The 14,291-nt window shown below is 43.4% G+C and carries 11 protein-coding genes; 3 read left to right on the forward strand and 8 right to left on the reverse strand.

All coding sequences use genetic code 11. The features are described from left to right. The first annotated feature begins 7 nt into the window (after positions 1–7). Together AC3CH4_RS21175 and AC3CH4_RS21180 are read left to right on the forward strand one after the other, a co-directional pair. Positions 8–1,054, forward strand: a complete 1,047-nt coding sequence (locus AC3CH4_RS21175) for a DUF2955 domain-containing protein (RefSeq protein ID WP_488519032.1) — start codon at positions 8–10, stop codon at positions 1,052–1,054. Continuing rightward, complete coding sequence (locus AC3CH4_RS21180) at positions 1,044–2,234, forward strand: patatin-like phospholipase family protein (protein WP_488519033.1); 1,191 nt, start codon at positions 1,044–1,046, stop codon at positions 2,232–2,234. Before AC3CH4_RS21175 ends, AC3CH4_RS21180 begins: the two co-directional genes overlap by 11 nt. Positions 2,235–2,359: 125 nt before the next feature. On the opposite strand, the gene AC3CH4_RS21185 is transcribed toward AC3CH4_RS21180, so the two are convergent. The 7 genes from AC3CH4_RS21185 to moeA all read right to left on the reverse strand — a co-directional run bounded on the left by AC3CH4_RS21185 (position 2,360) and on the right by moeA (position 11,529). Continuing rightward, positions 2,360–4,651 carry a putative bifunctional diguanylate cyclase/phosphodiesterase gene (locus tag AC3CH4_RS21185; protein WP_488543752.1) on the reverse strand — a complete coding sequence of 764 codons (2,292 nt, stop codon included), beginning with the start codon at positions 4,649–4,651 and terminating at the stop codon, positions 2,360–2,362. 394 nt (positions 4,652–5,045) lie between these two features. Then, a complete protein-coding gene (locus tag AC3CH4_RS21190) occupies positions 5,046–5,894 on the reverse strand; it encodes a sulfurtransferase (protein WP_488543753.1) in 849 nt (282 codons plus the stop codon). A gap of 71 nt (positions 5,895–5,965) precedes the next feature. Continuing rightward, complete coding sequence (locus tag AC3CH4_RS21195; protein ID WP_146457673.1) at positions 5,966–6,280, reverse strand: hypothetical protein; 315 nt, start codon at positions 6,278–6,280, stop codon at positions 5,966–5,968. A gap of 243 nt (positions 6,281–6,523) precedes the next feature. Further along, positions 6,524–7,129, reverse strand: coding sequence for a hypothetical protein (locus AC3CH4_RS21200; RefSeq protein ID WP_473578420.1), 606 nt, complete (start codon positions 7,127–7,129; stop codon positions 6,524–6,526). An 11-nt stretch (positions 7,130–7,140) separates the two neighbouring features. Beyond that, a complete protein-coding gene (locus AC3CH4_RS21205; RefSeq protein ID WP_488543754.1) occupies positions 7,141–9,276 on the reverse strand; it encodes an LruC domain-containing protein in 2,136 nt (711 codons plus the stop codon). Between the two features lie 255 nt (positions 9,277–9,531). Continuing rightward, on the reverse strand, positions 9,532–10,281 hold the full coding sequence (gene moeB / locus AC3CH4_RS21210; RefSeq protein ID WP_054545642.1) for a molybdopterin-synthase adenylyltransferase MoeB: 750 nt from the start codon (positions 10,279–10,281) through the stop codon (positions 9,532–9,534). A gap of 12 nt (positions 10,282–10,293) precedes the next feature. Beyond that, positions 10,294–11,529 carry a molybdopterin molybdotransferase MoeA gene (moeA, locus tag AC3CH4_RS21215; RefSeq protein ID WP_428783846.1) on the reverse strand — a complete coding sequence of 412 codons (1,236 nt, stop codon included), beginning with the start codon at positions 11,527–11,529 and terminating at the stop codon, positions 10,294–10,296. A gap of 216 nt (positions 11,530–11,745) precedes the next feature. On the opposite strand from moeA, the gene folE reads away from it, so the two are divergent. Then, positions 11,746–12,399, forward strand: coding sequence for a GTP cyclohydrolase I FolE (gene folE, locus AC3CH4_RS21220; protein WP_004731548.1), 654 nt, complete (start codon positions 11,746–11,748; stop codon positions 12,397–12,399). 65 nt (positions 12,400–12,464) lie between these two features. Here the strand turns inward: folE and AC3CH4_RS21225 are convergent, their stop codons facing one another. After that, positions 12,465–13,937: a C69 family dipeptidase gene (locus tag AC3CH4_RS21225; RefSeq protein WP_488543755.1), complete on the reverse strand. Its 1,473-nt coding sequence runs from the start codon at positions 13,935–13,937 to the stop codon at positions 12,465–12,467. Positions 13,938–14,291: the final 354 nt, after the last annotated feature.

A 14,291-nucleotide genomic window follows, 5' to 3' on the forward strand; every position in this document is an offset into this window, starting at 1 on the left:
GGTTGCGATGAAGACACTTCGAATATGGTTTGGTTGTTCTTTTGGTCTGGCTGTTAGTATGGCCATGGGTTGGGAGCTGGGTTTCTTGGCAATTTTGCTGCCTCTTTTTGTCCTTAGTATCAGCGATAGCTTGAACTTGCCATTGTTACTGATCATTTTCGTCAGTGCTATTTGGTCAATCATTCAGGCCAATGTGTTGTGGGGAGTCTTAGGTAGCTATCCCCTTATTTTACTGACTGCTGTGGCCGTGATGTTCTTGTTTAAATGTATCGCCATGACAAAAAAGCAGACCTTTGTCGTCGGTTATATGGGCTTAATTGTCGTCTCTATATTACTGCATCTAAGTAGCTATGACTTTATCGATGTCGAGCAGATCTCTATTACCATTGGGGTTTATTGCTTATTGAATATTGTTATCTGTTCAATAGCGTATTGGCTCTTTCCTGATCCGATTTGTGATGAGCAATATCAGCAACGGCAAGAGGTACATCAACAGCAGCAAGATCAACCCGCTGATAATCTGAAAGGTGAGGTAGAACTCCCTATTCAGTATGACATCACGCAAATTATGGTGATTTGGGTTGTCGTGATGCTATCTTTTATTGTTTTCCAAGTGGTCGATCTGTATGACTCATCAGCGGCTTACGCATCAATATTGGTGATTTTAGCTCCTTTAACTTGTACTGGCGCGGTCGATATGGCCAAAGTGAGAGTGATTGGCACTGCCGCAGGATGTGCTGCAGGCTTAGTGGTGCAGTTAACATTAGGGCAATGGTACGCAAATGCATTTTTATACTGGCTTTTATTCACGATTGCGATGGGACCATTTTGTTATTGGCACACACAAGGCAAGCTCAAGTCGGCCTTAGCATCTTCTGCGATGGCTTCATTAACGGTGCCGTTGACAACCGTGCTTATTCCCGGTGAACAAGATGCCTTTTTCTCGATTTTATATCGATTTAGCTCTATTTTTATCGCAGTAGTGATCAGCGCTCTATTTATCTTATTGATGCAGAAAATACTCGAGTATAAGGTGGTAAATCGTGCTGTATAAGCCGCCTGAAAGAGACACAGCATTGATGACACCAAAACCTGCGTTGTTCATTATCGTAATATTCGTGTTGTTGGTATCGGGTTGCGCCTATACACCTGAACGTAACGTCTTATTAAATTCCGAGCAGTTAAACCCCTTAGACACGCCGGGTTTGAGGTTTTGGGATGAGTCCGTTATCTCGACTGATAATTACGACTTTAGTCACGCTATAGAATCTCTTGTTGAGCACAGTAACAAGTCCGGGCAGGTAAACCATCTTGCGCTGTCAGGGGGTGGGTTTAATGGGGCTTTCTCCGCGGGCGTTTTGAACGCATGGAGTGAAAGTGGAACTCGACCCGAATTTGATGTTGTTACAGGGGTATCAACGGGTGCGATTGTGTCGATATTTGCATTTTTAGGCAGTGAATACGATCAAAAACTGAAGGGTTACTATACGCGAACGACAGCCGATGAAATGTTTAAACGTAACTCAATTTTTCAGTTACCTTTTCGAAATTCAATGGTGGATGTTAGTGGTTTTGAATTCAAAGTCCGTGATGCTGTCGACGCTATAATGGTCAATCAACTTGCTGTTGAGAGAAGCAAAGGGCGGATATTACTTATCGCGACAACAAGCTTAGACAATGAAAAAATGGCGATTTGGGACGTTGGAAAAATTGCCCAGATCGGAACGCCTCAAGCCCAGCAGTTGATACAAGATATCATTATTGCGAGCAGTGCCGTTCCTGGGCTATTCCCTGCCACTCGAATTACATTGCCATATCGAGGGGGAACGGTCGACGAATTGCATGTGGATGGAGGTGTTTCAAGGCAGGTCTTTCTTATTCCACAGGGTTTCCAAAAAACCTTTGTTCCCAAAAATATAGAAAAGAACATTTACGTTATACGTAATGGTTTTCTTAAACCTGAGTTTGAAGAGATAGAGAATGGCTTAACATCAGTTTCTTATCGTGCGTTATCAATATTGATTCGTCGTCAAAGTATCGGTGATATAGAGCATATTTATAACTACAGTGAGCGTAACCAAATTGGTTTTAATCTTGCCTATATCGATGATGATTTTTCGAAGGATGATCTAAGTTCATTTAGTTTAGAGTATGTGCAGAAATTGTATGACTATGGGTATCAAAAAACGCTAGATAGTGACTTATGGCGTAGAAACTTACCGGATCCAGGTTGAGTTATATTTGAATACCTCCATGCTTTTGAGGGGGCATGGCAGTAAATTCACTTTCTTGGTTCATTAGACTCTGAGGTCGCAATAGCCAGGGGTAGAAATAGTGGTGCTATTGGTTAACTTGCGGTTTATGCCAGTTCGACTTCCTTGACTGAGGCTGGAGATAAAAATTCGTACAACTCACCGTAAGGAATAGGACGAGAGAAGTAATAGCCTTGCATTAAGTCACATCCACATGCCTTTAGAATCGCGAAGTGCTCGTTCGATTCTACGCCTTCAGCCAATACCACCATGCCGAAATTTTTACCTATCGCGATGATGTTTTGAACCATGGTAAGAGACTGTTGATCGACTGCAATGTTCTCAATAAAGCTCTTATCGATTTTAAGTTCATCGATAGGGAGTGCTTTTAACATGCTTAGTGATGAATAGCCTGTACCGAAGTCATCTAAAGATATTTTAATATTCTTTTCGTGTAAGGCCTCGAAAATTGGTTTTACTATGTCTACGTCTTCAATGAACAGGCTTTCAGTGATCTCTAATGTTAGACAACTTGCAGAGAGCTGATATTTCTCCAGCGTTGTAAATAAATGCTCAGAGAAAGATCGGTGAGAAAACTGTCGAACAGATATGTTGATCGAAAGCCCGATCTTTTGTTCCGTCGTTCGGTGCAAATGAGCGATCTGCATAATGCTGGACTCAATAATAAAAGTGCCGAGCTTTTGCATTAAGCCAGTGCTTTCAGCCACCGGTATAAAGACATCTGGCGGAACGAAACCCAGCTCGGCATCAATCCAGCGAACGAGTGCTTCTACACCGTGAATACTTTCATCAGCACGGACCAGTGGTTGGAAAACCATGAACAGAGTTTGTTTTTCGATCGCGATACGTAGCCTCTGTTCTACTTTCATTTTGTAGAGGTGAGCGTCTTGCATCTCCGTTGTAAAAATACTGTACGAGTTTTGCTGCTGCTTCGCTTTGTACATGGAAATGTCGGCAGAGCGTAACAGGCTATCTAAATCTTTTCCGTGTTCAGGAAAACGCGCTACGCCAATGCTGCAACCTAACAAGAACTGCGCGCTTTCGACTTCATAAGGTTGAGACAGCACTTCAATAATCCGCTTTGCTAGTCGTTTAATTTCAACTTCATTCGATAAAGGCGTTAAGAATAAAAACTCATCACTGGATTCGCGCACTAAAAGGCTGACTCGAGAGCGGAATCTCATCAAACGTAAAGCGATTTGCTTGAGCACCTTGTCACCGAAGTCGTGTCCGTGGGTATCGTTGACGCACTTGAAGTTATCGATATCGATAAACAATAGTGAGAACGACTCTGACTCATCTTCAATCCATTTACCAATGTTTCTACGCATGTATAAACGGTTGGGTAGAGAGGTTAATGGGTCATGATTCGCTTGGTAGATGAGTTGGCTTCGAGTGCGTTGTTCGTTTTTGGCAATCGATTTTACTAAAAAGTAGAAACCAAATTGAAGAAAAATAAAGGCAACAAAAAGAATGCCAAACTCTTTTACGAATATGACATCGACGTGCGATAGGTCTGTACGGCCGACCACCCAAAGCTTGTAGTCTGGAATGTATTTAGCGCTAACGAGCGAGTGATATGTGTCGTCACTGATACTGAAAGAGTACGTGTCTTTACCTGTTTTTGCTTCTTTGACACTGACATTCACTTGTTCTAAAAAATTTTTGGTAATGCGCTTCATCAGGTCGTGAGCAACAGGTTTCAAATAGGCGTCAAGAGATTCGATGTCGCTAGAAAAGAACTGACGATAGTTGTCTGTTCTAAGCAAGGTTAACGTGTTGTAGCTACCTGCGTGTGCGTTGCTTTCAAATACGATCGTACTGTCCAAACGCAAACCCGCAGTCATGACTGCATCGACGTGCTTGCCATCGATTGAAATCGACTTTCTTAGCGGAATTACTAGGCTGTTAAGTGAGTCCTGGAAATAGGTACGTCCCAACACCATTTTTTCGCTAGACATGGCCTCGAGAAATGAATCTCTGCTGTATGAGTCGTTAAGCAAATTATGCTGATCGGACAGCTGTAAGTTTGAGCTAATTGCAAGGTAATCACCTTCAGGATTAAGTAACCCAAATGCGGCTATCGCGGGGTGAGTATCAAGTAGCTTATCTAATATTGGTCGAATCTGGATAGAAGCCGTGCGAGTAAAGTCAGATTGTTGGGCTAACTGGTGCCCAACAACTTCAAGTAGTGCTTCTTGGCTGGTCATCAGCGAGCTAACAGAGCTAGAAAAAAGTTCTACCTGAATGTGCTGTTGCTCCGTGAAATCGTCTCTGTTTGCTTGCCACTTGCTTACGCCCAACACAGCGAAAAGTATCAGGGTAAGCAGTACGATCAGAACATACAGCGACCAGATATTTTTCTTAAATAGAGCCATGAGATGCCTTTTGTTAATTACTACTTAAACAGAGAGCAAGTGACAAACTAGTGGATTGTCAGCGTGATTCATGCAACGAAGGATACAAATATCAATAATGAAAGTATTAATGATTAAATAGTGTAACGACTACGAGCAGAGATTCTTGAGCGAAATATTAGTATTCAGAATTTTGATGACGAATAACCCATGGTTAATCACAGTTTATAGTTAGCAAACAGTCGTCGTTTATAGCAGTAACGCTAATCGAGCTCTGGCTTCAAGCGGAGGTAGCCGTTAGCTACATAGTAAAAAGCTTACTCCATGAGGTTTTATTCTCACGGTGAATAAGCTTCTTATGCGCACGTAGTATGTTCTAGCAGTAAGATTAACAGTAGCACTGAGCGAAGTTGAATTACTTTTTAGTCACGGCGATAGGGAGTTTGTCGTTAGCGCCCCACTCAGTCCATGAGCCATCGTAAACGCCCATTTCACCTGTATAGCCAGCGAGTTTAGCGGCCAATAATATGATGCAGGCTGTTACTCCAGAGCCACAGCTAAAGAACATAGGTTGAGAAGGGGCGATCTCTATGGTGGAAAATATCTCAATTAACTCTTGTTGAGTTCTTAATTTGCCATCATTTAATACCTGAGCGAACGGTAAGCAAAGTGAGTTTGGGATGTGGCCACTGCGTAAACCTTCACGTGGTTCAGGAACTTCTGAATCGAAGCGAGCTTGAGAACGCGCATCTACAATGTTTGCGCTCTTGTCAGTTGAGTAACTTTCAATCTGATGAGCAGTTACAAAATAGTTGTCTTGAATATTGCCTTCAAAGTTGCCCGTTTTCACTTCGGTTCGATAGTCAGTCTCTGTCGCGTAACCGGCTTTGATCCACGCTGGTAAACCACCATCTAAGATGTATACGTCGTTGTGTCCCATTGCCATAAACATCCACCACGCACGGGGCGAAGCGAAGGTTCCGGCGTTATCGTAAACCACAATCGTACTGTCTTGATTGATGCCAATTTCTTGTGCACGTATGTTGAAGTGTTTTTCGGTCGGGAACATGTGAGGAAGCAGAGTATGCTTGTTACAAAAGTCTTTGTCGTAGTCAAAACGAATAGCCCCAGGAATCATTTGTCCTTTGACCTTCTCTGACTCGCTTGGAATTTGAAACTCGATACTGGCGTCGAGGAGGGTGATATTGTCTTCTGCTAGCAAACGTTGTTGAAGTTGTTGTGGTGAGATGAGTGGCTGATTCATTATTGTTATATCCATTCTTGTTGTTATAGCGATTACGGTTGTTTTAGCTAATACAGTTGTTGCATCGATTACTACTGTGCAGCTCGACAGTGGATGAACTGATAACTGCTTTGTCCGGTTATTTGATTGTTTAATGTATCAAGCGCAACCACAGAATCAATAGGGCAGTCTGTGGTTGGAGCAATAGAGACGCGAAATACGTCATTATCTTTTGTCTGAACCGTAAGATAACGCCTGTGTCCATCTAAGGACTGAGTGAGCGTGTTCGAAATCACTTTGGCTTGAATGCGTTGTCCCGTCTCAGATGTTAGCGGGAAATAGGTAAGGGCCAATAGCACCCCCACACCACACATCAATATAAATAGACCTATTTTAAACTGTTTCATGAGAGTAAGTCTTTGAAGGTTATATTGAAAAATATAAGTGAGATTGGCGGAAAAGTGAATGCTATTGGCTAAGAAAACTGAATTAACCGCTCATCGGCGAAAACAAAGAAGTGAGCATTTCTGCTCACTTTCTACCTACAAAGAATCAATTTTGAATCTGTTTCGTCATAGACCTCGCTAACGACAAGTTACCTGCTGTTAAACGACTTACCTGCTGTTAATGACTTACCTGCTGTTAATGACTTACTGCCAGGCAATCTGAGAATCACCGCTAGAAACCACTTGTTGTAATGGAGGCTGACCATCGTAGAACCAAATCTCTATCAAGAGTACTTCATGGTTTACCGGTGCTGCAAAGTTGGAGGCGAACACACCATTGTCTAGTGGACCTGCAATGACTTTACTGGAGTAATCCGGCTTCAAGGTTGAGTCATCTCTTGTACTAAATCGGCTATAAACGGTCACAAAAGAACGGTCTGTCGAAATGCTGCTGATGTCGATGTCGAGATCAAATTGTTCAACAGAGCTGTAGTCAAACCCGTCAGGTACCACCAAATCACTCATCGTATAGCTTTGCGCAGCTACCGTACTTGTGGCGGGAGACGGCGAAGGCGTTGCTGTTACCGGAGTCGAAGGGGTTGCAGGTGTCGATGGCGATGGAGTAGATGCACTTCCGCCTCCACCGCCGCCCCCACAACCGGCTAGTACTAATGGAGCTGCAGCTAAAATAACGGCTAGTGACTTCTTCATGTTCCAAGTGCTTTGTACAGACATACGTTTTTCCTCAGAGAGATTGCGACTTGAATCAACGCAATGATTGTCTCGGTATTGTTTAGTGTGAATAGTCATAACGTCTCTCCTTATGGTTCGTAACGTTGGTTGTCTGCAGGTGATTGGTACCATGTTTGGTTCGTGTCACCGCCGGATTCTGAGAATTCTTTAAACTCTGGGTAAGCGGTCACAATATCGACGTACTCTAGAGGCCACTCCCATTCTTCATCTGAAGTCACTATTAGCGCCCAAGGGTGGTTTTCTAATGTTTTGAAGTATTTACCTGTTGATGGATTACTGTCATCGACGCCTAATCCAGACTCAAAGAGGTTAGTAGTATCAAAGGCCTCGGTTGGCGCTTGGTCTGGCAAGTGAACCTCCCAGCTGCGTCCGGGGTGTAGAGGTAGGTTTTCACCGTGATAATACCCAGGCGTTGCAAAAATGAACGGGTCGTAAGGCATATCGGTCCAACTGCCAGTACTCACACCGTTACCGGCTAAAGTAATACCAATTTGGAATGAGAACTGCTCATCCTCTTTACATCCATTACTGGTGCGGTAGAAGGTACAGCCAGTGCTGATTTTTTCTGTCAGGTCATTGGCGATTACAAATATTGCTTCGCTACGTCCATCTTCTAAGTCGAGGTCAGTGAATACACCGTTGTGTTTCATGTAAGAGTTACCACTACTTACTAAGCTCGGGTCTAAGTTAGGAAGTCGAACAGCAAAACCATTTCTGTACGATGCCCCGACAGCAGCTAACCGTCCGTCGATAGTGGATTTCACGACTTTTCCATCTTTAAGGATCTCGGTAATACGATACATAAGAACAGCATCGTTCATGTCGTAATCTGCTTTATATGGCCAGTTATCTTCGTACGCGAGCGTTGCGTAGCCAGAAGCACTTGGGAAGTAACGAGCGGTGGCACCATCGTTAAGGACATCGACTTGAATATCGACTACCTCACCAGAGGTTGAACCGCCAAAGTAACTTAGGTTGGTTTGTTGGCTGAATCTAAATCGAGCCCACGTCGTACCAGTCAGTGCGTTGATATCAACATTAAGGAACAGTTCGTTTTCACCCGCATCCAGTTGGTAGTCGGTAAATACTTGTTCGTTAGCGCCATCGAAGCTGCCATCTTGGTTCCAGTCGATCCAAGCTGAAAGGTAACCGGTTGTTGAAGCTTCAATCACAACTTTTGAATCAAGTCCGGCTTCAAGTGCGGTAACAAAACCGATACCACCGTTGGCCCATTCATCATCCACCCCGACAGTTTCGTCTGATTGTGGTGTGACATAACCATCTAGATCCGCATCTGGAGGAGTTGTACCTAACCATGTGATGCCATCGAGTTCATGTCGAGGGCCATTGCTCGCCAGTAACGTTAGGTAGCTGTCTGGAGCATCACCGAAGTCGATGTTTGAGTCTTCATCAACAACAGGTGCATTAGCACAACGAGCACCATCGTTTTGACCAGAAGCTGGGCCATTCGATACAAATTCAACCGCCGGAACAATCCCAGCAGCGATATTGGTCGCGTTGTCAGGAGATAAGTTGATTCGGTAAATCTTGCCGTCTTGATTTCGAGATACGTAGTAGTAGCCGTTTACATCGAAATAACCTGCGCCGAATGTACCTGTTTCTCCGGTGTCACCAATGTAGGTTTCTGCGCCTGTAGTGGGGTTGAAGCTGTACAGGCCACCCGAGTTGTTATCAATACCATATAAAGAGCCATCACTTGGGTGGAAAGCAAAATCGGTCAGTTTTACAGTTGCTGGGCTGCCTACAATTTTGTTAACCGTAACAGTCGCGTTTGGGTCGGAATCTAAAGGAGATAGGTCAACGGTGAATAGCCCTTTTCCTGTACGGTATAAGTAGTAAACGTGATCATATACGTCACCTACATAAAAGGTGTGATCGGTGGGTAAGCCACTGGTATTGATGACTTCAGCTTGGAAATCCTGGCCAAGGCGCACCAAGCGTTTGTTGGTTGTGTCATAGCCATAAATATATCTGTCTTGAAAGTCGAAACCAACACCATTGATATTGGCATTCATTCCCGTGTCGTCTTCTAACAGAGTGGTTGAGCCGGTCACTAGGTTAACGCCCCAAACTTGCACTGGGGTGGATTGAAAGAGGTACGCCTTACTTGGACATGTATCGAATGGCGCTGCGTTGGCGACTAGGGGCGCACTTAATAGCAAACTTAACGTTGTAATTCTCATATCTACATCCTTGTCATGGAAGGTCTAGATACTTTTACAAGTTACGTGCCAACTTTAAGTTGTTGATTTTTATTGTTTATATTTTTTGGTGCTGGGGTTTTTATTGTATTCTCAAAATGAGAACTCAAATGAAATTAATCTCTCATAGAGTCTTTCAAATTGATAAAGCGATTTGAGAAGTTGATGTTGATCTCTAAAAAAGCCCTGACTTTTAGTCAAGGCTTAGGTTTTCGATAAGAGGGGATAGGACTTAGCTTATCCACACACCGAACAATTAGGCATCTTCATTAAATTCATTTCACGCCAGCTATGAGACATGGCATCGAGAATTAAAAGCTTGCCTTGTTTTGGTTGTCCAAACTTAGCAATAACCTTGATAGCTTCCAAAGCTTGAGCCGCGCCCACCATACCAACAACAGGCGCCATCACACCAGCTTCAACACAGCTTAGTGCAGCGTTGCCAAATAGGGCGCTCAAACACTGGTAACACGGTGCATCTGCGTCTTGATACGTGAACACACTAATCTGACCTTCCATTCGAATCGCAGCACCTGATACGAGTGGCGTTTTAGAGGCGTGACACAAGCGGTTGAGTTGATTGCGCGTTTCAACGTTGTCACTGGCATCAAGAACAAGCGAGTGTGTTTCAATCAACTTGCCAAGTGCTTGGTCATCAAGCCTGTGGTCAACAGTTTCAATCGTCAGGTGAGGGTTCAGTGCCTGTAACGATTCAGCGGCTGAATCCACCTTCTTTTTACCAATATCTGCATCGGTGTGAAGCACCTGTCGCTGCAGGTTTGAAAGCTCAACAACATCATCGTCGATCAGTGTCAGCTTACCAACACCCGCAGTCGCAAGGTATTGAGCAGAAGCGCAACCTAAGCCTCCAGCCCCTAATACTAAGATTGAGCTCTGCTTTAGCGCTTCTTGGCCTTCAAAATCAAACTGTTTAAGGATGATTTGACGGTTGTAGCGAAGCATCTCTGCGTCAGACAGTATTTCCATCAGTAAGCCTCGTTAGTAAAGCGTCGAGTTAAACAGTTGGATCTGAACCGTTTCACCGACTGCAACACGGCCACGTTCACGCTCTAGAACCACAAAGCAGTTTGCTAAGCTCATTGAGCGGAAAGCGCCTGAACTTTGGTTGCCTGTTGTTTCTACAACAAATTGACCGTTTTCAATCGAGTAAATACCACGTTGGTAATCAGTACGGCCTGGGCCTTTTTTGAATGCAGATTTAGTAATAGCAGGGATCGACTCTGGTGCCGTCCATGCGGTGTGACCTGAAAGTTTAGCCAGCATAGGTTGAACCAAAACATACATGGTCATCATTGCCGACACTGGGTTACCCGGTAAGCCACAGAACCACGCGTTATCTAATTCACCGAATGCGAACGGTTTGCCCGGTTTGATTGCCAGTTTCCAGAAGCCGATTTGGCCGATCTCTTCCAAAATGTCTTTGGTGTAATCCGCCTCACCAACACTCACGCCACCAGAAGTCACAACCACGTCTGCTATTTGCTGTGCTCTTTCGAAGGTTTCTTTAAGCGTCGCAGGACAATCTGGGATGATACCCAAGTCGATAGCTTCACAACCAAAGGCTTCGATTAATGGTTTAATACCGTAACGGTTACTGTCGTAGATCTGACCGTCTTCAAGAGGTTGACCTAATGGCTTTAGCTCATCGCCAGTAGAGAAGAAAGCGACTTTAGGCTTATGTAACACTGTCACGTGGCTCACACCCAATGAAGCAATCATTGGAATGTCACGAGGTGTTAAACGCTCACCGCGGCTAAGAACGATATCGCCTTGTTTGATGTCGTCACCAGTAGGGCGAATGTTATTGTTCAGCTTGATGTCGTCTTGTTGAATCTCGATACCAGCCTCAGTTTCGGCCGTATTTTCTTGCATGATGACGGCGTCACAACCTTCAGGGATCTTTGCGCCAGTCATAATGCGAATACAGGTATTGCTTGGCCATTCACCTTCGAACGGTTGGCCTGCAAAAGATTTGCCTGCTAATGGTAGTACTTTACCGTTTTCTAGATCTGCTAAGCGCAATGCATAGCCATCCATTGCTGAGTTATCAAAAGGAGGTACGAAAATAGGGGAAAGAATATCTTCAGCAAGGACATAACCTAATGCTTCAGCAAGAGGTAGAGATAAAGTCGTTTGGATTGGTTTGATTGGTGATAGCAGCTTATCTAGTGCTTCTTCAATTGGCATTAAGCCCGGAGCGTCGCAACAGCCCATAATTGAAATCCTTTGGTCGTTATTATTTTGATTTAGTGGTTGGCAATGGTGGCTCAATAATTATCAAATCACGTTTGTTCGCCAACGAAATTGCAGCCACTTTAGCATAGTTTAAGCCCCGTAAATAATGACCTCCCTTAAAATATGGGTGTATTTATTCAAAATTCCGAGTATCCTTGTCTGCCATCCAGAAGGGGCAATAAAAGAGGAAGTTCAATGTCAGGTCTTAGCGAATCAGCGAAGTTGGTTAAAGATGCGCTAGCAAGCCGCGGATTAGAGACACCAATGCGTCCTAACCAGGTTAGCCGAGAAGAGAAAAAGGAACGAATCGAACACCATATGCGTGAGATTCTCACTCTCCTTGAACTTGATCTTGCAGATGACAGTCTGGAAGAAACACCACAACGCATTGCGAAAATGTATGTGGATGAGATTTTCTCTGGTTTGGATTACGCCAATTTCCCTAAAATCACCGTGATCGAAAACAAGATGGGTGTTCGTGAGATGGTACGAGTAAAAGACATTACCGTAACCAGCACATGTGAGCATCATTTAGTCACCATTGATGGTAAAACCGCAGTCGCTTACATTCCTCAAGGTAAGATCATTGGTCTTTCGAAGATCAACCGAATCGTTCGTTTCTTTGCTCAGCGTCCACAAGTTCAAGAGCGCATGACACAGCAAATCCTTGTAGCATTGCAAACGCTACTAGAAACGGATGATGTTGCTGTAACCATGGATGCGGTTCACTACTGCGTAAAATCTCGTGGTGTTATGGACGCTACTAGTGAAACGACGACAACCGCATTGGGTGGTATCTTCAGATCAAATCCAGCAACGCGCCACGAGTTCTTACACGGCCTGCGTTAGAACTAAACCTATTAAGAACAAAAAACGGAGCATTATGCTCCGTTTTTATTGGTTGCTTCATAAACCTACAGATTGACTATTTTCTTAAATTCTTCCTCTGAGTATTTCTTCTCTGTGCTTTTAGTCAAATCTGTAATCATTTTGTATCTAAGCTCAGTTGCCATATCCAATGTACGCATAAGCTGTCCGTATGAGTAGTCGGCAGCCATGTTCAGAGCCGCTTGTTTATCTACTTTATACATGTCTGTTAACGTTTTATCTAAGTGTGCGACCTGCTTGTATAGTTGAGTTTCTTCTTTGTCCCAAGTTGCTTTTAGTACTGGTAAATACTTGTCTGGATTTGCAGAAGCGAGGGCGGTTAAGCTACGGGACTGCCAATAAGCAGAGTCATCGCTGTAGTTATCATCGCCTACTTGGTACGCTTTGGGGTAATCTTGTAGGGTTGAGTATAACGGCACTAAAACAGATTCTGGTAACACGCCGAAGCTTTGCCAAATAATACCTTGAAGCTCTTCTGGCATCTCAGGGCGAAGCTGAATAATATGCGACTCTAGTTGACGCTCAACTCTAATTGGTCGTTTCGATTTTCCTTCCAAAACCGTGTCTTTATAAGTCGCGCTAAGTACTTCTGCCACATCTTCAACTGAGATTTTTGTATCTGGCTTCATAAACAAAGGGTATTGCGTCATGCGACTTTGTTGATGCAGCGAAGGTGTCAGCATTTTTTGGCCTAGCCATTCACGATCGATATTATACTCATCACCAATAACTCCGAATGCTTTAGCAAAATTGAAAGATTTTTTATCTGCGTTATCAAGCAGTTTGTGTTGTTCTACAAACTCGAATATATCTTTTGAATGCAGTACTTCTTTGTTTGCCAAGTTTACATCATGTACACGCAAGCCATTTGCAATCATGGCGTAACTGTCATCTGGCACTTTTACAGCAATCCAATGGTGACCTGAACCAATTTCAAATAACCACGCCTCATTGGTGTCTGCAATATAGAGACTGTTACCTTCACCAGCACCATAGGTTTCGATGTAATGACCGAGTAACTCTACGGCTTGTTTTGCGTTTTCTGCCTGAGGAAGGATTAGCGTAGGTATAATGGCTTCGATTACGCCATTGTCGATTAAAGGATCTACCTTGGCGACTTTGTCGTTTATTTCTGCGCTGGTTGTTGCTGAAATGGCAACGTTGTGTTCATTAATCCCACGTTCTTCATAGAACTTTCCATCGCGATTAACGGTATCCGCATCCCAGTCTGGTATCGCAGAGTAAGCAAAGAAGTGCTTTGGCATTGGAACAATTAATCCGTTACCTAACTGCCAGTCACCTTCTTGGTTATCTTGCGCAGGTCGAAACTTTAGGTATTTGTTCCAGTTGTTAATGCCAAAATCTTCATTACGAGCAATCATAATGCTACCGTCGCTCGAGGCTCCTTTGCCAACAATAAGCCCAGTACAAGCTATCGCATTACTGCTTAGAGCGACAGCTACTGCAGTTGCAAGAAAGGATACAGACCATATTTTCATTTTAATTCTCCGCTTATAAAACAAGATAATTTAAAGTTAACGTTAGTTGTATTTGCAGGTTTTTTATTATCATTTTATAAAAGTCAGTGTACTTATCATCATAGGAAAAAATGCTTCCGCTCGTCACATAAATGATCATTTTCATTTGAGAATAATTATCTGAAAAATATGCACTTTTTGAATAAATTGATAAGTTACATTTGTAAAATAACCTTGCCATATACGTAGCTTTAATTCGTCGTTTTATGGGAAGTATCATTATCACAACAAAACTTTGTTCGTTTCTAACGTATGGTTTTTGGATTGCAATCGGATAAACAACGATGCTGAAGCGCAGGATCTTGTGGGGGCTTT

Source organism: Vibrio sp. QJM3NY_26 (genome assembly GCF_057786005.1).